This window comes from Paraburkholderia sp. D15 (assembly GCF_029910215.1).
Taxonomy (GTDB): domain Bacteria; phylum Pseudomonadota; class Gammaproteobacteria; order Burkholderiales; family Burkholderiaceae; genus Paraburkholderia.
This window is the reverse complement of the sequence record NZ_CP110396.1, coordinates 1,816,012-1,839,489: the sequence shown is the minus strand read 5'-3', so window position 1 is coordinate 1,839,489 and position 23,478 is coordinate 1,816,012. Positions and strand designations below refer to the sequence as shown.

Annotated in this window: 25 protein-coding genes; 14 read left to right on the top strand and 11 right to left on the bottom strand. The window is 64.9% G+C overall.

Annotated features, from left to right (window positions below; all coding sequences use genetic code 11):
* Window positions 1-43: 43 nt before the first annotated feature.
* Entirely contained in the window at window positions 44-718 is a 675-nt protein-coding gene (locus LFL96_RS28070) for a VC0807 family protein (protein ID WP_281001159.1), read from the top strand.
* Here the strand turns inward: LFL96_RS28070 and LFL96_RS28065 are convergent.
* Window positions 639-1,613 carry a LysR family transcriptional regulator gene (locus tag LFL96_RS28065; protein ID WP_281003879.1) on the bottom strand — a complete coding sequence of 325 codons (975 nt, stop codon included), beginning with the start codon at window positions 1,611-1,613 and terminating at the stop codon, window positions 639-641. The genes LFL96_RS28070 and LFL96_RS28065 overlap by 80 nt on opposite strands.
* 124 nt (window positions 1,614-1,737) lie before the next feature.
* Between LFL96_RS28065 and LFL96_RS28060 the strand changes: the two genes are divergently transcribed.
* The 6 genes from LFL96_RS28060 (at window position 1,738) to LFL96_RS28035 (ending at window position 6,836) form a co-directional block, all read left to right on the top strand.
* Window positions 1,738-2,682, top strand: a complete 945-nt coding sequence (locus tag LFL96_RS28060; RefSeq protein ID WP_281001158.1) for an AEC family transporter — start codon at window positions 1,738-1,740, stop codon at window positions 2,680-2,682.
* A 145-nt stretch (window positions 2,683-2,827) separates the two neighbouring features.
* Window positions 2,828-3,643 (top strand): helix-turn-helix transcriptional regulator, encoded by an 816-nt coding sequence (locus LFL96_RS28055; protein WP_281001157.1) that lies wholly within the window; start codon window positions 2,828-2,830, stop codon window positions 3,641-3,643.
* A gap of 77 nt (window positions 3,644-3,720) precedes the next feature.
* Complete coding sequence (locus LFL96_RS28050; RefSeq protein ID WP_281001156.1) at window positions 3,721-4,686, top strand: zinc-binding alcohol dehydrogenase family protein; 966 nt, start codon at window positions 3,721-3,723, stop codon at window positions 4,684-4,686.
* A 114-nt stretch (window positions 4,687-4,800) separates the two neighbouring features.
* Window positions 4,801-4,977 carry a DUF1427 family protein gene (locus tag LFL96_RS28045; protein WP_105505491.1) on the top strand — a complete coding sequence of 59 codons (177 nt, stop codon included), beginning with the start codon at window positions 4,801-4,803 and terminating at the stop codon, window positions 4,975-4,977.
* A 354-nt stretch (window positions 4,978-5,331) separates the two neighbouring features.
* A complete protein-coding gene (locus tag LFL96_RS28040; RefSeq protein ID WP_281001155.1) occupies window positions 5,332-5,910 on the top strand; it encodes a DUF4337 domain-containing protein in 579 nt (192 codons plus the stop codon).
* Between the two features lie 215 nt (window positions 5,911-6,125).
* Window positions 6,126-6,836, top strand: coding sequence for a class I SAM-dependent methyltransferase (locus tag LFL96_RS28035; RefSeq protein WP_281001154.1), 711 nt, complete (start codon window positions 6,126-6,128; stop codon window positions 6,834-6,836).
* Between the two features lie 145 nt (window positions 6,837-6,981).
* On the opposite strand, the gene LFL96_RS28030 is transcribed toward LFL96_RS28035, so the two are convergent.
* The 4 genes from LFL96_RS28030 to LFL96_RS28015 all read right to left on the bottom strand — a co-directional run bounded on the left by LFL96_RS28030 (window position 6,982) and on the right by LFL96_RS28015 (window position 9,673).
* Window positions 6,982-8,256 (bottom strand): RNA polymerase sigma factor, encoded by a 1,275-nt coding sequence (locus tag LFL96_RS28030; protein WP_281001153.1) that lies wholly within the window; start codon window positions 8,254-8,256, stop codon window positions 6,982-6,984.
* Between the two features lie 4 nt (window positions 8,257-8,260).
* Window positions 8,261-8,668 carry a VOC family protein gene (locus tag LFL96_RS28025; RefSeq protein WP_281001152.1) on the bottom strand — a complete coding sequence of 136 codons (408 nt, stop codon included), beginning with the start codon at window positions 8,666-8,668 and terminating at the stop codon, window positions 8,261-8,263.
* A gap of 55 nt (window positions 8,669-8,723) precedes the next feature.
* Window positions 8,724-9,137 carry a YciI family protein gene (locus tag LFL96_RS28020; RefSeq protein ID WP_281001151.1) on the bottom strand — a complete coding sequence of 138 codons (414 nt, stop codon included), beginning with the start codon at window positions 9,135-9,137 and terminating at the stop codon, window positions 8,724-8,726.
* A 182-nt stretch (window positions 9,138-9,319) separates the two neighbouring features.
* Window positions 9,320-9,673: a YciI family protein gene (locus tag LFL96_RS28015; protein WP_281001150.1), complete on the bottom strand. Its 354-nt coding sequence runs from the start codon at window positions 9,671-9,673 to the stop codon at window positions 9,320-9,322.
* A 387-nt stretch (window positions 9,674-10,060) separates the two neighbouring features.
* Between LFL96_RS28015 and LFL96_RS28010 the strand changes: the two genes are divergently transcribed.
* Complete coding sequence (locus tag LFL96_RS28010) at window positions 10,061-12,022, top strand: hypothetical protein (protein ID WP_281001149.1); 1,962 nt, start codon at window positions 10,061-10,063, stop codon at window positions 12,020-12,022.
* 81 nt (window positions 12,023-12,103) lie between these two features.
* Here the strand turns inward: LFL96_RS28010 and LFL96_RS28005 are convergent, their stop codons facing one another.
* The gene (locus tag LFL96_RS28005) at window positions 12,104-13,048 is read right to left on the bottom strand and encodes a carbon-nitrogen hydrolase family protein (RefSeq protein WP_281001148.1); all 945 of its coding nucleotides are present in this window, start codon (window positions 13,046-13,048) and stop codon (window positions 12,104-12,106) included.
* A 100-nt stretch (window positions 13,049-13,148) separates the two neighbouring features.
* On the opposite strand from LFL96_RS28005, the gene LFL96_RS28000 reads away from it, so the two are divergent.
* Entirely contained in the window at window positions 13,149-14,099 is a 951-nt protein-coding gene (locus LFL96_RS28000; RefSeq protein WP_281001147.1) for a LysR substrate-binding domain-containing protein, read from the top strand.
* Window positions 14,100-14,217: 118 nt separating this feature from the next.
* Here the strand turns inward: LFL96_RS28000 and LFL96_RS27995 are convergent, their stop codons facing one another.
* Window positions 14,218-14,562, bottom strand: a complete 345-nt coding sequence (locus LFL96_RS27995) for a hypothetical protein (protein WP_348638448.1) — start codon at window positions 14,560-14,562, stop codon at window positions 14,218-14,220.
* Window positions 14,563-14,925: 363 nt separating this feature from the next.
* On the opposite strand from LFL96_RS27995, the gene LFL96_RS27990 reads away from it, so the two are divergent.
* The gene (locus tag LFL96_RS27990; protein ID WP_281001145.1) at window positions 14,926-15,636 is read left to right on the top strand and encodes a lysophospholipid acyltransferase family protein; all 711 of its coding nucleotides are present in this window, start codon (window positions 14,926-14,928) and stop codon (window positions 15,634-15,636) included.
* A 7-nt stretch (window positions 15,637-15,643) separates the two neighbouring features.
* On the opposite strand, the gene LFL96_RS27985 is transcribed toward LFL96_RS27990, so the two are convergent.
* Window positions 15,644-15,931 (bottom strand): hypothetical protein, encoded by a 288-nt coding sequence (locus LFL96_RS27985; protein ID WP_281001144.1) that lies wholly within the window; start codon window positions 15,929-15,931, stop codon window positions 15,644-15,646.
* Window positions 15,932-16,085: 154 nt separating this feature from the next.
* Between LFL96_RS27985 and LFL96_RS27980 the strand changes: the two genes are divergently transcribed.
* Window positions 16,086-16,364 (top strand): hypothetical protein, encoded by a 279-nt coding sequence (locus LFL96_RS27980; RefSeq protein WP_281001143.1) that lies wholly within the window; start codon window positions 16,086-16,088, stop codon window positions 16,362-16,364.
* Between the two features lie 145 nt (window positions 16,365-16,509).
* A complete protein-coding gene (locus LFL96_RS27975) occupies window positions 16,510-19,425 on the top strand; it encodes an EAL domain-containing protein (protein ID WP_281001142.1) in 2,916 nt (971 codons plus the stop codon).
* 134 nt (window positions 19,426-19,559) lie between these two features.
* On the opposite strand, the gene LFL96_RS27970 is transcribed toward LFL96_RS27975, so the two are convergent.
* Window positions 19,560-20,033, bottom strand: coding sequence for a hypothetical protein (locus LFL96_RS27970; RefSeq protein ID WP_281001141.1), 474 nt, complete (start codon window positions 20,031-20,033; stop codon window positions 19,560-19,562).
* Between the two features lie 1,105 nt (window positions 20,034-21,138).
* Window positions 21,139-21,411: a DUF1488 domain-containing protein gene (locus LFL96_RS27965; RefSeq protein WP_281001140.1), complete on the bottom strand. Its 273-nt coding sequence runs from the start codon at window positions 21,409-21,411 to the stop codon at window positions 21,139-21,141.
* Window positions 21,412-22,127: 716 nt separating this feature from the next.
* Here LFL96_RS27965 and LFL96_RS27960 point away from each other — a divergent pair.
* Together LFL96_RS27960 and LFL96_RS27955 are read left to right on the top strand one after the other, a co-directional pair.
* On the top strand, window positions 22,128-22,601 hold the full coding sequence (locus LFL96_RS27960; protein WP_281001139.1) for a GNAT family N-acetyltransferase: 474 nt from the start codon (window positions 22,128-22,130) through the stop codon (window positions 22,599-22,601).
* A 38-nt stretch (window positions 22,602-22,639) separates the two neighbouring features.
* Window positions 22,640-22,990 (top strand): DOPA 4,5-dioxygenase family protein, encoded by a 351-nt coding sequence (locus LFL96_RS27955; protein ID WP_281001138.1) that lies wholly within the window; start codon window positions 22,640-22,642, stop codon window positions 22,988-22,990.
* 82 nt (window positions 22,991-23,072) lie between these two features.
* Here LFL96_RS27955 and LFL96_RS27950 read toward each other — a convergent pair whose 3' ends face one another.
* Complete coding sequence (locus LFL96_RS27950) at window positions 23,073-23,387, bottom strand: high-potential iron-sulfur protein (RefSeq protein ID WP_281001137.1); 315 nt, start codon at window positions 23,385-23,387, stop codon at window positions 23,073-23,075.
* Between the last annotated feature and the right edge of the window lie 91 nt (window positions 23,388-23,478).

Below are 23,478 nucleotides of genomic sequence, written 5' to 3'. Positions count from 1 at the left end.
AGTGCCGTCGAACATCATGGTCTCGCACCCGAAGGCCTGGCTCATGAAACTCCGCCCGCGCTACCTCACCGCACTCGTCGTCAACGTGGCCCTCCCCTGGCTCGTCTACCGGCTCGCCTTGCCGCACTGGGGCCTGCCCGGCGCGTTGATCGCCTCGGCATTGCCGCTGCTCGCGTGGATGAGTTGGGATCTGCTGCGGCATCGCCATTTCGATGCGCTCAGCGCGATGGTGCTCGCCGGCATCGCGCTGGCGATTCCCGTTACCGCCGTCAGCCACAATCCCGAGACGCGCGCGCTCGAAGATCCGATGGTGTCGGCCGCGATCGGCGTCGTGTTCCTGGCGTCGCTCGCGTTGCGACGGCCGCTGGTGTTTTACCTCGCCCGCTCGACGATGGTGCGCGAAGACCCGCTCGGCGCCGCGAGCTTCGAGCGGCACTGGCGCGAGCGTCCCATGCTCGCCGCCTCGATCCGCTTGATGACGCTCGTGTGGGGCATCGGCATGATCGGCGAGAACGTCGTGCGGGTGCTGATCGTCTGGCAATGGCCGAACGATCCGCGCGCGGCGATCGGCTCGGAAGCGGTGCGCTACACGGTCTACGCCGCGCTGACCGCATGGACCTTCTGGCGCCGCCGGCTCATCAGGCAGGACGCGCTGCGCTATCCGGACGACGAATCAAACAAGCCCGCCGCCCCGCCGCTGACCCACCTTCAACCTTAACTAGCTGCGGGTCTGACACAGCCGGCCCCCACGCCAACTCGAGAAACCGCGCCAGACACGGATTGCGATTCGCCGGCGACCACGCGAGCACCTGCTCGATCAGCGGCGCATCGACGAGCGGTCTGAACACCACGCCCGCCAGTTGCGCCTTGCGCATCGACGCCGGCACCAGCGCGACGCCCACGCCCTCGTCCACGAGACTCAACACGGTCTGCTGCAACTGCACTTCGAAACGCACATCCGGCTCGAAGCCGCCCGAGCGGCAATGATCGAGGATGGTCGCGCGCAAACTCGGCGCGACTTCCGTGGACGCCAGCACGAACGGCTCGCCGGCGAGCTGCGCGATCTTCAGACGCCGCGCCCGCGCGCGCGGATGACGACGCGACAGCGCCACGCACAGCGGCTCGCTGAGAATCGTGCGCGTGGCGAGCCCCTTGTCGGGCACGTTCGGAAACATGATCGCGGCGTCGATCTGCCCGGCGAGTACCTGCGCGGCAAGATCGTTCGACACGACCTCGCGCAGATTCAGCGCGACATCGGGATACGCGGCGCCGAACACGCGCGCGTAGCCGGGCACGACGCTATACGCCGCGCACATCGTGAAGCCGATCGCGAGTTTGCCCGCGTCGCCGTGCGCCGCCGCCTGCGCGTTGCTCACCGCCTGATCGAGCGAGGCGAGGATCGCTTTCGCGTCCGCATAAAAACGCTCGCCCGCCGCGGTCAGCGTCACGCTGCGCGGACTGCGCTCGATCAACGTGACGCCGAGGCTCGTCTCCAGTGCCGCCAGCTGCCGGCTCAACGGCGGCTGCGACAGATTCAGACGCGCCGCCGCGCGGCCGAAATGACGCGTTTCGGCCAGCGTCACGAAGTAGCGTAGCGGCTTGATATCGATCACCATGTGCCCATCCTGATTGACGATGCAAAAAAGGTATCGTCGAACTCGAAAAACAGTATTGGATTGTATCAACGCAAGCCACTACGCTGGCGCATCCTCCTGCCCGCTCAACCTGCTTTTACCGATGTTAGCCACCCTCGAAATCCTGCTCCCCGTGTTCGGTTTGATCTTCGCGGGCTTCGCCTGCCGGCGGCGCGGCGTGCTCGGCCCGAACTCCGCGTCGGAGCTGAACCGTTTCGTGGTCTGGCTCGCGCTGCCCGCGTTGCTGTTCGACACGATGGCGCGCGCCACGTGGGAGCAGTTGTACCAACCTGCATTCGTCGCGACATTCTCGATCGCGTGCGCCGCCGTGTTCGTGCTGATCCTCGCGTTGCGTTTGCTGAACGGCCGGCATCTGGCCGATGCCAGCGTCGATGCGATCGCGGCCTCGTATCCGAATACCGGCTATATCGGCTTTCCGCTCGCGCTGATCGCGTTCGGCCCAGCCAGTTTGACGCCGACCACGATCGCCACGATCCTCGTCGCGTGCGTGCTGTTCGCGTTCGCGATCGTGCTGATCGAGATCGGCCTGCAGACCGAGCGCACGCCCCACAAGCTCGGTTTGAAGGTGCTGGGTTCACTGGCGCGCAATCCCCTGATCGTGTCGCCGATCGCGGGCATGCTGATGGCGGGCCTGCATGTCGCGATGCCGGCCAGCGCGCAGACGTTTCTCAAGCTGCTGAGCGGCGCGGCAAGTCCCTGCGCGCTCGTGAGCCTCGGGTTGTTCCTCGCCGAGAGGCGTCCGTCCGACAGCGGCGCACACGGCATTTCGCTGCTGCTGACCGGCGTGAAACTCGTGCTGCAACCCGCGCTCACCTGGTGGCTCGCGGCCTGCGTGTTCAAGCTCTCGCCCGCGCTGGTCGAGATGGCGGTGGTGCTGGCCGCGCTGCCCACCGGCACCGGGCCGTTCATGCTCGCCGAGTTCTATCGGCGTGAAGCGCACATCACGTCGCGGACCATTCTGCTGTCGACGGTCGGATCGATCGCGACGCTCTCGTTACTGCTGCTCTCGATGGGTCATCGCACCTGACGCAGCAAGCGTCTCACGCTATGCTTCGCACACGGACCGCCATGGTCCGCGACCCTGATCCGCGACGCCGACCCGTGACGCCAACGCGCGACATCGATTCGCGACGCCGATCCGCTCTGTGCGGCCCGAGCCGCCCCTGACCGCCGTGCCGAAAGCCCGCCCGCCTGAACTCCGTGATGCCGCCGGCGCCAGCGCGCTCGCGCGGCGCTACCCGCGCGGGCTGCGGATCGAGCCGCACTCGCATACGTGGGCGCAGGTGCTGTACGCGGTGTCCGGCGTGATGTGGGTCGAGGTCGGCCGCGAGGCGCTGGTGGTGCCGCCGCAGCGCGCGGTCTGGTTGCCTGGCGGCACCCCGCATTCCATCCACATGATGAGCGACGTGGAGATGCGCAATCTCTACTTCCACGAACGCAACGTCGGTCACTTGAGCCATCGCAGCGACGTGCTCGAAGTGAACGGTCTGCTGCGCGAGCTGATCGCATCGATCGCGGAACAGGAGCGCACGCCGACCGGCGCCGACGCCTATCTCGAAGCCGCCTACCGCCTCGCCGTGCTGGAGCTGGCGCGCGCGCCGCGCTCATCGCTGCGCATCGCGCTGCCGGACGCGTCGGACCGGCGTCTCGATGCGCTGTGCCGCGCGGTGATCGACAACCCGTCGATCGCGATCAGCTTCGAGCAGCATGCGGCGTCGGTGGGCGCGAGCGTGCGGACCCTCGCGCGGCTCTTCACGCGCGAACTGGGCGTGGGCTTCGCCGAGTGGCGGCGTCAGGTGCAACTGGCGGTGGCCGTCTCGGGACTCGCCGAAGGGCGGCCGGTGAGCCGTATCGCGCGGGAGCTGGGGTTCCAGCCGAGCAGCTTCAGCGATATGTTCCGGCGGGAACTGGGGGCGGCGCCGACGGGGTTCGACGCGAAGAGCACGTTGGGGGATGGAAAGTCCGAAATTCGAAAGTCTTTGTCCTGACGCCTTCATACCGGCCAACTAAACTTGCTCTCAATCCGCTGCACCGGCGGTCCCCGACCCAACAGGAGCATCCCGCGATGAAAGCCATTCAATTCACGTCTTTCGGCACGCCCGACGTCCTCGACTACGTCACCCTGCCCGCCCTGCAGGCGGACGCCGACAGCGCCGTCGTGCAGATCAAGGCGGCCTCGGTCAACCCGAGCGATGTCAAGAACGTCTCCGGCCATTTCGAACACACCGCGCTGCCCCGCACGCCGGGCCGCGACTTCAGCGGCGTGGTGGTGGACGGTCCGCAAGCCTGGCTCGGCGCCGAGGTGTGGGGCACCGGCGGCGACATCGGCTTCACGCGCGACGGCACGCACGCCGAGTTCATCAAGATCCCGCTCGCCGCGCTGTCGCGCAAGCCGTCGACGCTGAGCCACGCGGAAGCCTCGGCGATCGGCGTGAACTTCGTGGTCGCCTGGCTCGGCACAGTCGAGTACGCGCATCTGCAAGCGGGTGAAACCATCGCGGTGATCGGCGCGGGCGGCGGCGTCGGCGGCGCGGTGGTGCAGATCGCCAAGGCGCGCGGCGCGCGCGTGATCGCGATCGACCGTCATCCGCTGGATCCGCAAACGCCCGCCGGGCGCCTGCTCGACGACTACGTGCCGTTCGACGAACACGCCGCCGAACGCGTGCGCGCGCTGACCGGCGGCGCAGGCGCGGACGTGGTGTACGACAGCGTCGGCGGGGTCGCGTTCGAAACCGCGCTGAGTCTCGCGAAACGGCGCGGCCGGGTGCTGGAAATCAGCAGCACGGGCAAGCGCCGCGTCGAATTCGACGTGATCGACTTCTATCACAACGAGACGCAGTTGCTCGGCGTGGATAGCGCGAAGCTTGGTGTCGCGGATTCGGCGCCGTTGATGACGGCGCTGGTGGAGGGCTTCGAGAGCGGCAATCTGACGGCGCCAGTCATCGCGCAGACCTTCCCGCTCGAACGCGCTCGCGATGCGTATGCGGCAGTGGCCGCCGGCACGCGCGGCCGGGTTGTGATCACGATGTAACGTTGGAAGCGGAAGCCTTAGCGGAAGCCGAAGCCGAAGCCAAAGCTAAGGCCTGAAGCTAAAGCCGAGGCCAACGCTGAACCTCTAGCTCAAACCCAAGCCGAGGACAACCTCATGAAAGCCTACCTGGTCTCGCTGGCTGCCGGCGTGGTGGTCGGATTGCTGTACAGCGTGATGAACGTGAAATCGCCCGCACCGCCGACCGTCGCGCTGGTCGGCCTGCTCGGCATGCTGGGCGGCGAGCACGTGATCCCGCTGGTGCGAACCTGGCTCGCCGCCGGTCTGCATTAAACCCGCGGCCGAATCGCGCACGCACGGAGCGCACTGAGCGCACGTACGGAGCACGGGCCACAGTGCACCGTACGTGCCGATCACTTCACGTTCGAACCACATCCGCATCACACTCGCTTCACGCCACACCCGCACCCGAGTACATCCCCTCCCCAAGCGGCAACGCACCCCAGTTCATCACCGACGAGCGTTGCCGCGCCGCCCTTCCGCCGGGCACCTTTTCCATCGCCGTGCGTCACACGCTAAGATTGAGCCCGCCGGGCTGGCGCGCCACACTGTGGTGCGCGCTATCCACGCGCCGCGATCCCGCGTGCCGCCCGAAGACGACAAAAAAGCATTGCCTCGGAGAATCGGATGTCAGAAGAATATGAAGTCCATGGTCCGCACGACCATGCAGTGGAACACGCCGGTCATCACGACGCCGACCCGTTCGCGAGCCGCATGGCCGTGATGACGGCGATCCTCGCGACGATCGGCGCGCTGTGCGCGTATCAGAGCGGCAACAGCGAAAACCTCGCGCTGTACTACAAGAACGAAGCCGCGATCAAGAAGACCGAGGCATCGAACCAGTGGAACTACTACCAGGCCAAGGGCGAGAAGCAGAACCTCGCGGAACTCGGCGCGGCGCTATCGGCTGATAACGCGGATGCCCACGCCAAGTTCCTCGCCGACGTCGACAAGTACAAGTCGCAGAAGGAACCGATCCGCGCGAAAGCCGAATCGATCGAAAAGGAAGTGGTGGATAACGATGCGAAAAGCGAAGCGCTGCTGCACGGACATCATCGCTGGGCGCAGGCCACCACGCTGATTCAGGTGGCTATCGCGCTGTGCGCGATCACCCTGCTGACGCGCAAGAAATGGCTGCGCAATCTGTCGTTCGTGGTCGCGGCGGCCGGTGTCGTCACGGGTGCGATGGCGCTGCTCTCGGCCTGACCAGCCTGATCGACCTGATGCGTGAATCTGTCGCGCGGCCCGTCCAGGGTCCGCGCGACATGACGTGACACGGCGCGGCATGACCTCGCTTGAAGACCTGCATTAAAGAGATACCCGCTCACCCCACTCCATGACATAAATTAAGGAACCCGGATTAATCTGCGTGCGACACGATCGTCGCGCGATCCGGCGCAATCCGTCATGGAGGAATCGCTGTGAGTCAAACTACGTTGTCTTCAAGGTCGGGCATCGAGGTCGCGAGTCTCGACGAAAGCATCCTGCTGCCGCAACTCGGCTGTCCCGCGGGCAGCATCGGTATCGCGGTCGGCGACATGCTGGGACACTCGAATCGCGCCGTGATCGAAGCCGCGTTCGAGTTGCTCGATCTGCGCATGCACGAACAGGTACTCGAAGTCGGCCTCGGCAACGGCGCGCACATTCCGTTCGTGCTCACCCAGGCGCCGGGCGTGATGTACAGCGGCGTGGATCTGTCGCCCACCATGATCGCGGTGGCGCGTTGTCGTAACGCGACGCTGGTCCGCGAAGGCCGCGTGCTGCTCGAAACCGCCGACGTCGTCGCCATGCCGTTTTCCACTGCATCGTTCGACAAAGCCATCACGATCAACTGCACGTATTTCTGGCCCGACCTCACGGCCGGCCTGAAGGCGATACGGCGAATGTTGCGTCAGGACGGCACGCTGGTGATCGCGGCAATCACGCCGGAGTCGGCGGCAGAAATGCCATTCGCGGTGTTCGGCTTCGCCGTGCATGATGCGGCGACATTGGAGGCGGCCTGCATCGTAGCGGGTTTCGAACGCGTCAGCGTGGGGCGGTTCGTCGAACCGTCGCTGGACCCGTTGGCCGATCCACCCGCGCTGCGGGATGCGCCGCGAGAGTTTTATCTGCTGCGGGCGAGTGCCGCCTAAAACGTTGACGCGTAGCGCGGTGACGGGTGCGCATTCGCGCAACGCGTTGCGTGCTTCTCGTTGCATGCTTCGCGTTGCCTGCTTCGGGAACACTTCGTACGGCCATCCTTGAAGAGCAAGCCGCGTCGAAATGATCCGCCGGCAACTAAAGCGCCATACTCCGCGCACGCTCGAGCAACAACTCCCGCTCGCGCGCATTGCGCGTCATCTCCGCCGCGCGTTCGAATTCCGCGCGCGCCTCGTCGCGGCGGTCGAGCTTCGCGAGCAGATCGCCACGTACGCTCGGCAGCCATTGATAATTCGCGAGCGCCGCATCGGCCGCGAGCGCATCCACGATCTTCAAGCCGGCCTCGGGGCCGAACGCCATGCCCACGGCCACCGCGCGATTCAACTCGACCACCGGCGAAGGCGCGACCTGCGCGAGCACGTCGTACAGCGCGACGATCGCCGCCCAGTCGGTGTCCTCGGCACGGCGTGCCCGCGCGTGACACGCCGCCAGCGCAGCCTGCAACGCGTACGGACCGCTCGCGCCGCCCAACGACTGCGCGGTGCCAAGCGCGCTCAGTCCGCGGCGAATCAGCAGCGGGTCCCAGCGGCTGCGGTCCTGATCCATCAGCAGCACCGGCTTGCCCTGCGCATCCGTGCGGGCAGGCGTGCGCGACGCCTGGATCTCCATCAGCGCGACCAGTCCGTGCACCTCGCTTTCATCCGGCACGAGACCGCTCAGCACGCGCCCGAGCCGCAACGCTTCCTCGCACAACGCCGGGCGCATCCAGTCGTCGCCGGCCGTGGCCGAGTAGCCTTCGTTGAAGACCAGATAGATCACCTGCAACACCGACGCGAGCCGCGCCGCGCGCGCCTCCGCCTGCGGCACCTCGAACGGCACCTTGGCCGCGCTCAGCGTGCGCTTGGCCCGCACGATGCGTTGCGCGACGGTCGGCTCCGGCACGAGAAACGCACGCGCGATTTCGTCCGTGGTGAGCCCGCCCAGCAGACGCAGCGTCAACGCGACGCGCGCCTCCATCGACAACACCGGGTGGCACGCGGTGAACACCAGCCGCAGCAGATCGTCGCCGATGTCGTCGGCGCGGGCGGCATCGAGCGAGTCGACGAAATCGGGCACGAGGTGCGCCTCCAGCGCGTCGAGGTCGTGGCCCAGCTCCTCGTGCTTGCGGGCATGCAGCGCTTCCTGACGCAAGCGGTCGAGCGCGCGGTTCTTCGCGGTCGCCATCAGCCACGCTCCCGGGTTGTCGGGCACGCCCGCGTCGGGCCAATGTTCGAGCGCCGCGACCAGCGCGTCCTGCGCCAGTTCCTCGGCGAGCCCGACGTCGCGCACGATCCGCGCGACGTGAGCGATGACCTTGGCGGACTCGATCCGCCAGACTGCCTCGATGGCACGGTGGGTAGCCTGTCGCGTCACGGCCTCAACCCGCCGCCTTGCCGTTCGAATCCATGTAGATCAGCTCCCAGATATGTCCGTCGATGTCCTCGAAGCCGTGGCCGTACATGAAGCCATAGTCCTGCGGCGCGCGCGGCACCGTGCCGCCGGCAGCACGCGCTTTCGCGACCAGCGCGTCCACCTCGCCGCGGCTTGCGCACGACAACCCCACCAACACCTCCGTGCCCTCCTTCGGATTGCACAGCGGCTTGCGCGTGAACGACTTGAACAGGTCCTTGACCAGCAGCATGGCGTACAGATTCTCGCCAAGAATCAGACAGGCCGCCTGCTGGTTGGTGAATTGCGAATCGAATTTGAAGCCGATGTCGCTGAAGAACGCCTTCGAGCGTTCGAGATCGTCGACGGCGAGATTGACGTAGATTTGCTTGTGCATGATGGATAGCATCCGAAGACCGGGTTAATCGACGAAGAGCGGAACGCCGCGCGTTTCAGCGCCGGTTCGCTTCCACCTCGCGCATCCTGTCCACCTCGGGGCCGGGCTCGAAATCGTCGAGCATGAACAGTTGCCGCACCTCGATTTCCCCGTCGGCGTGTTCGCCGAACGGCGACGGAAAGCGCCGCGCCCATTCCATCGCTTCCTCGCGCGAGCGCACCTGGATCAGCGTGTAGCCGGCAACCAGTTCCTTCGTTTCCGCGAACGGACCGTCGATCACCGTGCGCTTGCCGCCGCTGTAGCGGATACGCCAGCCTTTCGAGCTGGGTTGCAGGCCGGTGGCATCGAGCAGCACGCCCGCCTTGGCGAGTTCTTCGTGATACGCGCCCATCGCGGCGATCAGCGAGGCCTCCGGCATCTTGCCGGCTTCGCTGTCGGCGGTCGCCTTGACCAGAATCATGAATCGCATGGCCGTTCTCCTTGAGCTTGTTTCGCGTGCGCGACGTTCGTTGTGAGAGAGGGGGCCGCGCGTCAAACGCCCGGCTCCTTACTCACACGACGAATCACGCGCAGTCCGATCGACACGCCGATCAGTACGCCAGGGAAAACCCTCAACCGGACAACAAGCCTAAGCGGTTCAACGGCCTTCGCCTACATGAAGCACGGCCCGAGCTTGCGGACCTCGACGGTGCACCACGCGGCGGCCGGACACGCCTGCGCAATCTCCAGCGCTTCCTCGCGAGTCTCGCAGTTGAGCAGGTAGAAGCCGCCGACCATTTCCTTCGCCTCCGCGAACGGACCGTCGAGCAATTTCGTCTGGCCGTCGCGGACCTGAACGCGCACCGCGTCGTTCAACGAAGTCAGCGATTCAGCCGTGACCAGCTTGCCGCGCTCTTTCAGGCCGGTCGCGAAACGCACCATCTGGTCGTAGACTTCGCGCCCGGCGATGTCGCCACGTTCGGCGCGCTGATGAGGAGGTTCGACGATAAGCAGCATGTAGGACATGGGCGTCTCCGATTATTCGTGCCGCCGGCGTGAACTCGCGGCGGGTGCTCGACGGCGGGCGCATGGATCGCGTCGCGTCGGCGGCGAGTGTGGGCAGCCAGTCTAACAAGGCCGTAAGGCGCCCGCAAACGCGATGCGGCGCGGGAGCCCCGCCCGGCCGTGGCGCTTACGAGCACTCGTAATATCCGTCTCGTATCAGGTTTTACGCTGAGCGTGCGACACGCTCATTCCGCTTTGAAGTATTCTCCGAACTCGCTCAAGTCGGCCGGCAAAATGCCGTTCACTTTCAAGGGCCGTTAATAATCGCCAGTCATCGCAAGCCATCGCGAATCGTCGGTTGGCCCGCTTGAACACCACACATCAATAATCCAGGCATCGGGGAATTTCATGTATCGATCGTCAGTGCGTACCGCCGTCGCGGCGGCCGTGGCCGTGGTCTTTTTCCAGCTCGGCGGATGCGGCGGCAGCGGCTCCGGCGCGGCGGCGACATCGAGCGGCCAGGTGGCCGCCGCGGGCTCGGTCAGCGGCACGGTGGCGTCCGGCAGCCCGCTGGTCGGCGCGAGCGTCACGCTGACCGATGCGACCGGCGCGACGGCCACCACGACCAGCGGCGCCCAGGGCGCGTACACGATCCCGGTGAAGGGCATGACCGCGCCGTTCCTGATCGTCGCGACGGATGCCACCGGGCTCGCCACACCGCTCGTGACGGTGCTGGCCAAACAGCCGAGCGGCGCAGCGCCGGTCATTGCCAACGTGACCACGCTGACCACCGCGATCGCCGCGATGCTGACCGCGTCCGGCAACCCGCTCGACCTGCTCGCCAACTCGGCGTTGGCCAAGGTCACGTTGCCCTCGGTGCAGATCGCGACCATCGCGCTGGACACGATGCTCGCGAACATCCTCACGCAGAACGGCGTGCAGACGGCAGGCTACGATCCGATCGGCACGGCCTTCACGCCGAACCACACCGGCGCGGACGCAGTGATCGACGCGCTCGCGCTGATCAACGGGCCGAACGGCGGCCTGTCGCTGATCTCGACCGCGGCGCCGGGCACCGTCGTGCCGCTGAACAGGCAGACCGGCGCATCGACCACCTTCGTCGCGCCGCCCGCTCCCGCGAATTATCTGGAACCGCTGGCGTCGCTGCTCACCACCTGCGCGGCGTCGGGCGTACTCAACACGGCCTGCTCGCCGGCCATCGACCCGGCCTACCTGGAAAACGGTTCGACCGATCTCGCCGTCGCGCATGGCCTGACTGACGCGACGTTCGTCGGCGCGGTGTTCGGCTCGCCGAAAACCTTGGCCTTCCTCACGCGCAACGGCAAGCAGGTAGCGCTGGTGCAACTGCCGTTCACGCTCGCGAACGGCATCGACGCCGGTATTCTGTACAGCTTCGCGCAGCAACGCGCGACGCCGGTCACGCTGCCCAACGGCACGCAACTCGGCTGGGACCTGATCGGCAACCAGTCGCAATTCGCGGCGACGATAACCTCGCAGCTCTCGCGCCACACCTTCCTCGATGCGCGCCTCGCCGACGTCAATCGCTACGAAGCCGGGCTGACCATCTCGATTCCGCAGACGACGAATCCGCCGGTGTATTCGGCTTCCGTCTCCGGGCCGGGTCTCGCCGCGCCGGTGTGGCTGCTGGCGCGCAATGCGGTGGGCGCCAGCACGCTCGGACTGTCGGACACGCCGCTGAGCGCCGCGCCGGTCGCGCCCGCGACGACCAACAGCAATACCACGCTGTACCGCTGGTCGTGGCAATCGCTGTCGTCGACGGCGAGCTTCACGCCGCCGGCTTCGACCGGCTATTACGCACCGCAAGCCGTCGATGCGAGCACGGTCCCGCTTTACGCCTCCTACACGGTGACGTTCTACGATAGTAACGGCGCGCAGCTGGGCCAGTCGTCGGTGGTCAATACCGGCAGTCCGCTGAACGCCGCGGCGGGCAGCGTGGTACCGTGGCCCTCGCTGCTGCCGGACTTCGCGACGCAATTCCTGACGCCGACCGGCACGCTGGCCGGCTCGCAATACGCGATGAGCGTCACGTGGTCGAGCCTGATCAACGGCAAGAATCTCGCGTATCCGGTCACGTCGGTGCAGATTCAGACCTCGGGCATGGCCGCCGCTGGACCGTTCGAAGTCGATGGCTTCTCGGTCGGCTTCCCGAACAACACCACGTTCGGTCAATATCAGACCACCGTCAGCGCAGGCGTCAATTCGGCCGGCACGCTGACCTGCGTGAATTGCCAGTTCGCGCCGCTGGTGCCGGGCAATTCGCGGCTCGTGCAGTTGAGCGGCTATCAGAACGGCGTCAGCTATTTCGACATCACGAAGTACAACGACTGACGTCTTAACGTAACGACTTGCGACGATGTCGCGACGCCCCGCGAGGGGCGTTTTTTATTGGCGTCGGCGCGCGCCGTCGATTCACGCATCCGCGCCCGCCGCGTCGCTGGAAAACGCCACCGGCCGCTTCGCGCGTTCGTCGACGTTAAGCGAGAACACATCGGGCCGCGCATAGTGCCCCACCACATCGAAGTCGTACCGCGCGCGGATCAGCTCGCCGGTGTCGATCTCCGCGACCAGCAAGCCGCTCTCGCCGCGTAACGGCCCCGCGAGCACGTCGCCGAGCGGGCCAACGATCACGCTGCCGCCGTTGATCAACCGGCGGTTGTCGTCCCAGCCCGGCACGCTGATCCCCAACTCGTTCGGCGACGGCTGCACCTGACACGCGCTGATCACGAAGCAGCGCCCCTCGTGCGCGATATGGCGCATCGAGCACTGCCAGATTTCGCGTTCATCGACGGTCGGCGCGCACCAGATCTGCACGCCCTTCGCGTACATCGCGGTCCGCAGCAACGGCATGTGGTTTTCCCAGCACACCGCCGCGCCGATGCGCCCCGCGCGCGTCTCGACGATGGGCAGCGTCGAGCCATCGCCTTGTCCCCAGATCAGGCGCTCGGTGCCGGTCGGCATCAGCTTGCGGTGCTTCGCGACGAGACCCGCCTGCGGGTCGAAGAACAGCGCGGTGCAGTAAAGCGTGTAACCCGCGCGTTCGATCGCGCCGATCACGATCGACGCGCCGCAGCGCGCGGACAACGCGGCGAGTTCGTCGGTCTCGGGGCCGGGCACGTCGATCGCGTTCTGGAAGTACGACGCAAACGCTTCGCGCCCCTCGGGGAGGCGATATCCCAGCCGCGTACCGAAGATCTCACCCTTCGGATAACCGCCCAGCAGCGCCTCGGGCATCACCACGACCGCCGCGCCCGATTCGCGGATTGCCGTCTCGTAGGACAGGATGTGCTCCAGCGTCTGCTGTTTGCCCTCGGGCGACGATCCGATTTGCAGCGCGGCGACTTTCGATCTGGACATGACGTTCAACCTGAAAAAAGTGAGGGGGAGTGAAGGTGTCGATGTGCGGAATCTTGCGTCCACCATAAAATGAATGGAACGCTATCTCTAACTTTCCGATATGAATCGCAGTGATATCTCGGACGTCGATCTGAATCTGCTGAAAATCTTCGAGGCGCTGTACGAGGAAGGCGGCGCGAGCCGCGCGGCGATCCGGCTGGATATGACGCAATCGGCCGTCAGCGCGGCGCTGCGCAGGCTGCGCGCGCTCTATGCCGACCAGATGTTCGTCCGCACGGGCCGAGGGCTCACGCCGATCTCGCGCGCGAGCGAACTGAAACCGCTCGTCAGCGAAGCGCTCGATAAATTCCGCCAGAGTCTCGCGATTGCAGCGCCGAATCCGGCGGATTTTTCAGGCCGCGCGGTGGCGATCGGCATGTCCGACGATTTCGAGCTGGCGATCGGCCGCAAGCTGATGGCGCTGATGGCGAAGCGCGCGCCCGGGTTGCGCGTGATCTTTCGCCAGACCCACAGCCAGATCGTCACCGACGCGCTGGCCAATCAGGAAATGGACCTCGCGATCGCCGCGGGCGGTTTCTCGTTGCGGGGTTTGGGGCGGCAAGTGCTGGGCAAGGGCCGCTACGCCTGTCTCGTCGACCCGGACAGCCTGCACGGCCGTAGCCCGCACGACCCGCGCCACCCACCGCACCTTTCGCTCGACGACTTCGCGGCGCGCGATCACATCCTCGTGTCGTCGGGCGGCGTGGTGGGGATCGTCGACGAGATGCTGGCGGCGGCAGGACGCAAACGGCGCGTGGCGGCATCCACCACGCACTTCGCGGCACTGCCTTATCTGCTGAAAGGCACCGAGGCCGTCGCCACCATTCCGACGCACGCGGCGCATGCGATCGCGGGCATGACGGGACTCTTGCTGTTGCCTTGCCCGCTGGCGCTGCCCGAGTATCCGATCGAAGTGGGCTGGCGCATCAACGCGTTGCGCGATGCGGCGGTGGTCAAGGTGCAGACCGCGCTGGCGGAATGCTTCGACCCGGCGCAGGTCAAGCTCGCATAACGCGAAGCAAAGCGAACCAGGCAAAGCGGCGCGGCGCGACGTCAGATGCGATGAGATGCGGCGTGAAGCCGGACGGACAGCGTGGAGACCGCGATGGACCGCCCGGCGAGTGGAGTACTTAAAGCGCCTCGTTGCAAAGCGCCATCATGCGTTGAACCATCGTGCTGGATTCGTTGAGTTCCATCTCGCTCGTGAACAGCGCATTCACGCTGGACAGGCGCACCGCAACGCCCGCTTCGAGCAGATCCTCGCTGGCGATTTTCAGCGCCAGCTGGCCGATACGCACGCGGTCCAGCCAGTTCATCGTCAGGCGGTTTTTCTCGAGCCACTGACGGCAGATCGTGACGACGTGGTCCACCCGCCATTCGTTGGTCAGGGCATACGAAGCCGCCGCGATCGCGACGAGAAGACACAGCAGGTCGGGGCGCGCGCTGTCGCGCTCGTTGAATTCGGGTTTGATCATGTCTGTCGGGGCCGAATGCGTTGAAGCAATCGGGCACATGTGGGCGAACACGAATAAATCAATCGACATGCGATTTTCGCCGGTCGACGCGGTCGGGAAATCATACACTTCACGGCCGCGCCGGTTGGCGGTCAAGCCAACGTTCCGATGCCCGCGAGGCTTGAGAGGCCTGAGAGGCCGCGGAAGCAGGCAAAACCGGCAATGCTCGCAAGGGACATTTTATTTTTCAGTTACTGTTGCAACACAGTCTCACCACGCCGCGCCACACGGCATCGACGCCGGCAAACGAACGTATCGCGCGCATCGCGGTCTCACCGCGTCACCGCTGAATCGCACTACCGCCCACCTTTTTCTCCGCTTCCCATGCGCACGACTCTCACCAAATGGTTATTCATCGTTTACCTGCTCGGTAGCGGAACGCTGTATTCGATCGTCATCCTGCTGCTGTTTCCGTTCGTCGGACGCGCGGGACGCTACTGGCTCGCCAGACAATGGTGCCGCGCGCTGGTGTTCGTGATGCGTTTTCTGCCGGGCGTCTCGTGCTCGATCGAAGGCCTCGAACATCTTCCCGCCGGGCCCGCGATCCTGTTGTGCCGTCATGAATCGACATGGGAAACGCTCACGTTCATGGCGCTGTTTCCGCGCCGCGTGAGTTTCGTCTTCAAGGAAGACCTGCTACGTATTCCGTTTTTCGGCTGGGTGCTGCGGGGGCTCGACATGGTCAGCCTGAATCGCGGCTCCGCGCGTCAGGCACATCAGGCCGTCACGCAGGAAAGCGCCGAGAAGCTCGCGAAGGGCGATGTCGTGGTGATCTTTCCGGAAGGCACGCGCGTGCCGCACGACGCGCCGCTGCGTTTGACCTCGGGCGGCGTGCGCCTCGCGTGCGCGACGGGTGTGCCGGCGGTGCCCGTCGTGTTGAATGCGGGCAAGGTGTGGCCGGCCAAAGGCTGGCCCACCCAACGCGGCCACATTCGCGTGGTGGTTGGGCCGGCGTTCTCGTCGCAGGAGATGTCGCAACAGGATTTGAGCCGCGCCGTGCACGAGTGGATGAAAAACGAATTGCCGCGGCTCTGACACGCGCTCACTGCGCGGGCTTCATCTTCGCCATATCGTCGGCCGGCATGCCGGGCATCGCGGCATTGCTCATGCTCATGTTCATGTCGCTCTTCATGCGGCCCGGCACGGTGCTCCACGGGCTCGTCACCGGCTCGCTGTGATACGTCATGCCGGAGGTGGCCGCGCCATGCGAGCCGCCGCTGCCGTTACCGCCATTACCGTTGCCGCCGGCCTGCGCAAACGTTGCCGTGCTCGCGCAGATCGAAACGACAGCGATACGGGCCAACACCACCTTCAACGTCGATTTTTCCATGATCGTTCCCCAGCAATGACGCCACGCGTGATTGCGTGGCACAACCTGATATACGGGAAGGCCACGCGATTGGATTCGACGTGTCGTGTGTCACGCATTGTCACAATCGCTTGCTATACAGGATGGGCACTCAGCGTAGGAGATCGATTTGCCCATGCAAAAGTCAGCCTTGCACATCGACAGTCCGGCGAAACATCCGTTTGAGAGCTGCTTCGTCGACCTTGGCGGCCACTCGGCGGAACGGGCGCTATCGGCGCTCACGGCGGCGATCCACGCCGCCCGGCGCGACATGAACGCGTTCGACTGGCTGGAAGAAGCGCTACCCGGCGCAACCCTGAAGCCCGCGCTGGCTTTCGGCACCGTCGGCGAGCTGTATCGCTCGTACACGCGGCCCGCCGAACTCGGGCGTCTGAAGGCAATCTGGCGCGCCTGAGTGGCACACACAACCCGGTATGCCTGTCACGGCGCCGCCGCGCCGGGTTGCACCTTGCGCGGGTATTTTTTGGTAATCCTGGCAATACTCAAGAACCGCGCGGAAAAAGCCGTTATCCCGTCGACAGACGGACTCGGGGCCATTCATGGTAAAGCCGCAAAATAACCGCACACAAAGCGGACCGTCGAAACGGCGCGACACCACCAGTTTCGCGGGGCTGGTATTCCAACGCGAACTCGCCGCCAGGGTGTTTACCGGCATCGTCGTGATGTTCATTCTCTCCGCGATCGGCCTGAACACGTTTCTGGCGCGCCGGCAGACGCACGAGCAGGAGAATTCGGTCGGCACGCTGCACGAATGGGGCCGCCTGAAACGCGACCTCGATCAGGTGCAGCAGATCATGCTGGACGAGCACGGCGAGTTGAACACGCTGATCGGCACGCGCGCGTTCTACAACCGCGCGCCGTATTTCTTTCCCATGACGACGCTGCTCGATCTGACCAACGACGCGCGCGTCGGTTGCCGCGAACGCAAGGACTGTCTGTCGCGTCTCGACGAACTCGACGACATGATGCGCGAGCTGGGCGCGCGCAGCGAGACGCTGGCGGTGCGCGTCAACCAGCGGCCCGGCAGCGTCAGCCTCGGCGACCCGGCGCTCAACGAGATCGACGCGTATTTCTATAGCGTGCTCGAACACGTCGTCGATGTGCGGATGGAGGCGGACGGCGCGCTCGATTCCGTCGTCAGCAAATCGTCGTCGGACGCGAAGTGGGTGTCCGATGCGCTGCTCGTCAGCGGCTTCACGGCCGCGGCGCTGCTGTTCGCGCTGCTGCGCCTGAATGCTCGCATCGCGCGGCGGCTGCGTGCCGCGCTGCGTCTTGCCGATTCGTCGCGCGCCAAACTGTTCGAGTCGAAGCAGACGCTCGAATACGTGCTCGACAATATTCCGCAAGGCATCGCGTGGAAGAACGCGAAGCACTGCTATGTCGGCGGCAACGAGATCTATGCGCGCGACGCGGGCCTCGCTTCACGCGATGCGCTGATCGGCCTCAGCGATCACGACCTGCTGTGGGGCACCGACGCCAACGTCGCGCGGGACGAAGACGTGCGCGTGATGTCGGGCGAACTGACGCGGCGGCATCACGAACGCGCCGCCACGGCGGTGGATGGCTCGGAAGTGTGGATCTCCGAAACCAAGCTGCCGCTGAAGGACCAGCACGGCAACACCGACGGCGTGCTGATCGCCTACGAGAACATCACCGCGCGGCGCAAATCCGAACTCGCACTGCGTCTGCAAGGGCGCGCGATCGACGCGAGCATCAACGGCATCGTGATCGCGGAAGTGCGGCCCGAGGGCAACATCGTGATCTTCGCGAATCCGTCGTTCGAACGCATTACCGGTTACTCGTCCGAAGATGTCACGGGTTCGGACTGCGATTCGCTGTTCCAGCTCGCCGGCGATCCGCAGAAATGGTTCGAGATCCGCACGGCGCTGGAGCAGCACGCGGAGGCCAACGTCACGTTGCCCTGCTTGCGCAAGAACGGCGAGCAGTTCTGGAACAACGTGCTGGTGGCGCCAGTACGCGACGAGCAGGGCAAGGTCACGCATCACGTGGGCGTGATGAGCGACGTCACGGCGCTGGTCGAATATCAGGCGCGCCTCGAACACCAGGCGCGCTACGACGCGCTGACCGACCTGCCCAATCGCATGCTGCTCGACGAGCGCCTCGCCGAAGCGATCAAGCGCGCCGCCGATTCGAGCAGCCAGGTCTCGGTCATGTTCCTCGATCTTGACCGCTTCAAGGAGGTCAACGACTCGCTGGGTCATCGCGTCGGCGACACGCTGCTGGCGAGCGTCGCGCAGCGTCTGCAGCGGCTCGTGCGCGCCAACGATCTGGTCGCGCGTTACGGCGGCGACGAATTCATCATCGTCGCCGCGCGCGCCAGCAGCGAACAACTGGTGCCCATGCTCGAACGCCTGATCGCCGCGATGGCGGAGCCGTTCTATTGCGGCGAGCGCGAGTTGTACGTGGAAGCCAGCGTCGGCGTGAGCACGTTCCCGCAGGACGGCGGGGATGCCGATACGCTGATCCGCAACGCGGACGCGGCGATGTATCTCGCGAAATCGCGCGGCCGCAACGGCTACCAGTTCTATCGTCCCGAACTGAATCGCGCGGCCGCCGAACGGCTGCATCTATCGACCCGGCTGCGCCGCGCGGCGAAGTCGAAATCGCTGCAGGTCGCGTATCAGCCGCAGATCGACATGGTGACGGGGCGCATTTTTGGGGTGGAAGCGCTGCTGCGCTGGCACGACGCGGAACTCGGCGTCGTCTCGCCGGCGCTGTTCATTCCGATTGCGGAAGAGACCGGGCTGATTCAAGGCATCGGCGAATGGGTGCTGAGGACCGCCTGCGAGCAGGCGGCGCGGTGGCGCGCGCAAGGTCTGCCGCCGATCCGTGTCTCGGTGAACGTGTCGCCGGTACAACTGGAGCGCTCCGATCTGGTCGGCGTGGTGCGCTCGGCGTTGCAGGACGCCGGTTGCCAGCCCGACATGCTCGAACTCGAAGTGACGGAAGGCGCGCTGATGCGCAATGCCGCCGACGCCGCGCGCGTGCTGCACGATCTGCGCGAACTCGGCGTCAAGATCGCGATCGACGATTTCGGCACGGGCTATTCGAGCTTGAGCTATCTGCAACGCTTTAGCGTCGACCGGATCAAGATCGACAAGGTGTTCGTGCAGGAGATCGGCCGAGGCACGGAATGCGAAGCGCTGACGCTCGCGGTGATCGCGATCGCCGACGCGTTGAAGTTCGACGTGATCGCGGAAGGTGTGGAGACCGACGAGCAGCGCGGCTTCCTCGTCAAGCACGGATGCAGTGAAGGGCAAGGCTTTCTGTATAGCGCCGCGGTGTCGAGCGATGCGATCGCGGGCATGCTGCGGTCCGCGGCGGAGCAGAAGGAAGCGCGTGTGCAGGAACAACGGGATGCCGTGGCGGCGATCGAAGCGATCACGAGCGAGCGGTCAGATGCAAGCGAAGTGCGCCTGAAGGTGGACAGCTAGAAGCCAGGGGCTAGATAAAAACCGGTGGTCAACTCGCGGCGGCCGGCCAGCGACCAATGCGCAATGCGCCGCTCGCGCACGAGTCGCTCACCCGTTTCGCGCGCCGCGATACAACGTGCGCGGCGCACGCTTTTCTACACCGCAGCTTCCGCAATCGCCTGCACCTGCGCCGACCGCATCAAGCCTTCGATCATGCGCGCTTCGGCGTTCGCGATTTCGCTCAGCGACGCCACCGACAATTGCCCGTCGAGAATCGCCAGTGCCGTGCATAGACGCGCGTAGTCGTCGTCATTGAGCGACCAGCCGTCGTTCTCGTGTTCGATCGCGTCGAGGCGCACCATCGCCGCGTGCGCGCTTTCGATGTCGGCAAGCACTTCCTCGCCAAGACCGAGCCGCGCCAATTCCTGCGACACCAGCAGATGCCGGCTCAACGTCAGATGCAGATCCCGCGAGCCATGGCCGCGCCGGAACGCGTCGAGGGCGGTGTAGCACTGCATCAGCATGGCCGCCGTGACCGGCTCGTGCGCCGTGCGGCTGAAGGTCAATGCACGCAGCAGCGGCGACATGGCGGACTGATGGTGCTTGCGGACTCGCGACTTATTCGACATAACGGTTCAACCTCCTCACTTACTCTCGGCTTCGCCACCGAACTTTCTTGCTCTCCGGTGGCAAACGCCGCCGATGTTCCGGCGGCCTGACAGGCCCTTGATGCGAGTCTGTGAAGCCATCATGGCAAGCAACAATTAAGACAGACTTAAACACCGCGCTGCGTGTTTGAGGTGCGGCATCGCGCCGCCCTCGCCGGCGATCCGGCTCATTCTCGCCGAATCCAGCCGCCGCGCGCGGATTGCAACGTCCGCATATCGGCGCGATTACGCGGATTGCAAGTCGCCGCCCGCGGCTTCGACGAAAAAAAACCCTGTTCCCGCGAGGGAACAGGGCCGGACAGGATGGAACAGTCGTACACGCGCGTGGATGCTTGCCGACCTCTAACCATCGAAGCGAAAATGCTGTTGCTACTCGAACTGCTACTGCAGAAACGGTTGCTGCTTTGACTCTTGCTGCCTGAATCCAACTGCTTGTTCCTTTGCTGCCTGTACTACCCGTACTACCTGTACTGCGCTACCTGTGCTGCGAGAAATACGTGTACCGCATGTACTGCAATTGCCTGAACGGCTTGAACGTCTGCTACTCAAATCCTTGCTACCGAAAGACTAAAACTACTTAATTGCGGCCCGGTCCTCGCCTTCAACTTCCACTTCCACTTCAACTTCCTTCTACCACGCCTGGCCGCAACCCCCTGCTGATTCGCGCCTTCCAACACCCGTAGCGCGTAATTTTTCATTGCTTCGACTACCTGCTGCTTTACTGCCTGCCGCGTAGGACAACCGCGGCACACTGCCATCAACGGTACGGTTCAAAACAACGCGGGGGGAGTCCGCGTCGATGGGCTCGGTGATTTGTCGCGCCATGGAAAACAGTTTAGGCGCGAAGTCGCGAATGCAATTGGTCGAAGCGAGGGGAATTGGCGGGCCAATTTGACGAATCGGCGCACGGACACGAACTGACACGAATTCGTAGGACGTATAGGCGAAATATGAACGACGGCTTCCGTCTGGAGCAGGTCGCAGCGCGGTGAAAACCGGCAATGACGATGCGAACGACGCGCGAGCGACGCGCGATCGGCGCCGCTCGTTCGAAACGCGGATTCGCTTAACCGCGCGCGATGAAATCGCCGATGGTCAGCAGCACTTTTTCGCCGGGCCGCGCGAGCATCTTTCTCTCGGCGACTGCGGTGATGCGCTTGCGTCCATCCTCGAAGGTCTTCAGCACGCGCGCCTCGGCGGCGCCGCGCTGCAGCCAGAAATGCTGCTCCAACGCCTCGCGCGTGACCGCGCATTCGAGATCGCGACCGCGCGTCGACAGTTGGAAAATTACCGAACGTCCGTCTGCCGAGACGCTAGGTTCAAACTCGATCATCTCCATAGCCCACCTCGCAAAAGTTCGTTAAGCCGCTCGCCGTTTTTTAAGCGCTGTTTTTGAACCACTGTTTTGAACCGTCGTTTCTGAACGAACGACGGCGGAAAAAACTGAATGGATACGCCGGCCAGGCGTTGGATTCTTTAAACGGGTCGAGCCACGCTACCCCATGGGCGGCGTGGACGCATTCGACGCGCGTCGAGTGTGTGGGCAATCGGTGGCGAAGGAGTGGATGGCGAGCGTGAACGCTTCGCCGTCGGCCCCGCGTGCTAATGAGTGTGGTGTCGTCGTCAGCATTTGTGGTTTTTATTGCCGTTCTTGTTGCGATGCTCTTTACCGCCCCGGTCGCCGGTTGGCGCCCTCGTTCGGCGGTTTGCTGCTTCATGCGCCGGCGATCCGCACCGCATGCGGCGGCCACGCGCGATCTGGGAAAAAGCAAACCCCATGCCAATGAGTGCTCGTGCACTTGCGCCGCAGATCGCGGACATGGCGCGATGCAAGTAAGCCAGACGTGTGGCCGGTCGCAAACCCTGACAGCGCCTGGGTCCGAACACGCTGCCGCGCACCCGCCCGCAGCCGCGCCGGACCTGCGGTCGTCGCGCGGATACGTCTGCTGCAACGGAAAGTGGGCAAGCACTAACATCGCCGTTTGGTAAAAATGCACTGCGCGCGCGACAATTCACGACCATTCTTACTCGCCGCCGCGCCGCTCACTGCCCGTCATGCCGACACCTGAACCTACCGTCACGCTGCGTCCGGCGACAGCCGCGGACGAAGCGTTTCTCCTCGATCTGCGCAAGGCCACGATGACGCCGCATCTGAACCGCGTCGGCGAACCCGCGGACGACGATGCCCACCGCGCGCGTTTGCAGTATCGCTTCGATGCGGCCCAGATAATTTGCATCGACGGTGCGCCTGGCGGTTTGCTGAAAGCGCATCGCAGCGACACCGAGTGGGTCGTCGTGCAGGTGCAGATCATGCCGGCGCTGCAAGGACGCGGCCTCGGCGAACGCGTGCTGCGATCGATTCTGCGCACGGCGCAGGCCGACGCGCTGCCGGTCACGCTCAAGGTGCTCAGGGGCAATCCCGCGAAGCGCCTGTACGATCGTCTCGGCTTCGAGATCGTCGGCGAGGATGAGAAGGAGTTTCACATGCGGCGCGCGCCGCGCGCGTCGGCGGAAACTGAAGCAGAATGAATGTCGGATAAAGACCGATGCTCAACCCGGAACCTGTCATGACCTTTCGCGACACCTCAGCCATAGAGAGCTGGCACGCTCATATCTATTTCGATGCCGACAGCCGCGACGCCGCCTGGGCGTTTCGCGAGCAAGTCGAAGCGCACTGGAACGGCAAGCTGCAATTAGGCCGCTTTCACGAGCGGCCGGTCGGACCGCATCCGAAATGGTCGTATCAACTTGCCTTCGCGCCCGGGCAATTCGCGGAACTGGTCGGCTGGCTCACGCTGAATCACGGCGCGCTCGACGTGTTCCTGCATCCGAACACCGGCGATTCGTTGCGCGATCATCGCGACGCGGCGGTGTGGATCGGCCGCTCGCATGAGCTGGTGCTGAGTGCGTTGGGATAAAGCGGCGGCGGTCCAGGGATGTAGACGTGTGCGGGCGTGAGCCGCGTCAGCGATATGAGCGACGGCGGCGACGCGCCGCTCGTCACATAGTCGAATACGAATCGCACCACCCGCGCGCCGCGACCTGCTTGTCGCCGAACAAGGTGCAGCCGCTGTAGGCATCGGTGGCCTTGCCCTGAAACAGCGAGCAGTTGCCGCAATTTTGCCCCGCCGCGTAGGTGGGGAATTTCGCTTTGTCGACCTTCGTCGCGTCTTCCTTGTAGCCGACCGCCTGCGCCTTCGGATCGGTTTCGCTCAGCGTGTTCGCCGCGTCGGCCCACGCCGTGCCGCTCAGCACGATCGATGAGCCGACGCCCACGCTCAGTCCCAGCAGAAATTGGCGGCGAGAGTGTTTCATGTCGATCCGGAGAAAGTTGGGTTACGTGGCGCCGCGTCGAACGGATCGAACAGCGCGCTGCCGCGGCGGATGCTGCGGCAGCGGCTACGCC

Bases quoted from the DNA above. Each gene is read 5' to 3' on its own strand.
- LFL96_RS28070 (WP_281001159.1), top strand. From the start codon at position 44: ATGAAACTCCGCCCGCGCTACCTCACCGCACTCGTCGTCAACGTGGCC.
- LFL96_RS28060 (WP_281001158.1), top strand. From the start codon at position 1,738: ATGTTAGCCACCCTCGAAATCCTGCTCCCCGTGTTCGGTTTGATCTTC.
- LFL96_RS28050 (WP_281001156.1), top strand. From the start codon at position 3,721: ATGAAAGCCATTCAATTCACGTCTTTCGGCACGCCCGACGTCCTCGAC.
- LFL96_RS28045 (WP_105505491.1), top strand. From the start codon at position 4,801: ATGAAAGCCTACCTGGTCTCGCTGGCTGCCGGCGTGGTGGTCGGATTG.
- LFL96_RS28040 (WP_281001155.1), top strand. From the start codon at position 5,332: ATGTCAGAAGAATATGAAGTCCATGGTCCGCACGACCATGCAGTGGAA.
- LFL96_RS28025 (WP_281001152.1), bottom strand. From the start codon at position 8,668: ATGCACAAGCAAATCTACGTCAATCTCGCCGTCGACGATCTCGAACGC.
- LFL96_RS28020 (WP_281001151.1), bottom strand. From the start codon at position 9,137: ATGCGATTCATGATTCTGGTCAAGGCGACCGCCGACAGCGAAGCCGGC.
- LFL96_RS28015 (WP_281001150.1), bottom strand. From the start codon at position 9,673: ATGTCCTACATGCTGCTTATCGTCGAACCTCCTCATCAGCGCGCCGAA.
- LFL96_RS28010 (WP_281001149.1), top strand. From the start codon at position 10,061: ATGTATCGATCGTCAGTGCGTACCGCCGTCGCGGCGGCCGTGGCCGTG.
- LFL96_RS28005 (WP_281001148.1), bottom strand. From the start codon at position 13,048: ATGTCCAGATCGAAAGTCGCCGCGCTGCAAATCGGATCGTCGCCCGAG.
- LFL96_RS28000 (WP_281001147.1), top strand. From the start codon at position 13,149: ATGAATCGCAGTGATATCTCGGACGTCGATCTGAATCTGCTGAAAATC.
- LFL96_RS27995 (WP_348638448.1), bottom strand. From the start codon at position 14,562: ATGATCAAACCCGAATTCAACGAGCGCGACAGCGCGCGCCCCGACCTG.
- LFL96_RS27990 (WP_281001145.1), top strand. From the start codon at position 14,926: ATGCGCACGACTCTCACCAAATGGTTATTCATCGTTTACCTGCTCGGT.
- LFL96_RS27985 (WP_281001144.1), bottom strand. From the start codon at position 15,931: ATGGAAAAATCGACGTTGAAGGTGGTGTTGGCCCGTATCGCTGTCGTT.
- LFL96_RS27980 (WP_281001143.1), top strand. From the start codon at position 16,086: ATGCAAAAGTCAGCCTTGCACATCGACAGTCCGGCGAAACATCCGTTT.
- LFL96_RS27975 (WP_281001142.1), top strand. From the start codon at position 16,510: ATGGTAAAGCCGCAAAATAACCGCACACAAAGCGGACCGTCGAAACGG.
- LFL96_RS27970 (WP_281001141.1), bottom strand. From the start codon at position 20,033: ATGTCGAATAAGTCGCGAGTCCGCAAGCACCATCAGTCCGCCATGTCG.
- LFL96_RS27965 (WP_281001140.1), bottom strand. From the start codon at position 21,411: ATGGAGATGATCGAGTTTGAACCTAGCGTCTCGGCAGACGGACGTTCG.
- LFL96_RS27960 (WP_281001139.1), top strand. From the start codon at position 22,128: ATGCCGACACCTGAACCTACCGTCACGCTGCGTCCGGCGACAGCCGCG.
- LFL96_RS27955 (WP_281001138.1), top strand. From the start codon at position 22,640: ATGACCTTTCGCGACACCTCAGCCATAGAGAGCTGGCACGCTCATATC.
- LFL96_RS27950 (WP_281001137.1), bottom strand. From the start codon at position 23,387: ATGAAACACTCTCGCCGCCAATTTCTGCTGGGACTGAGCGTGGGCGTC.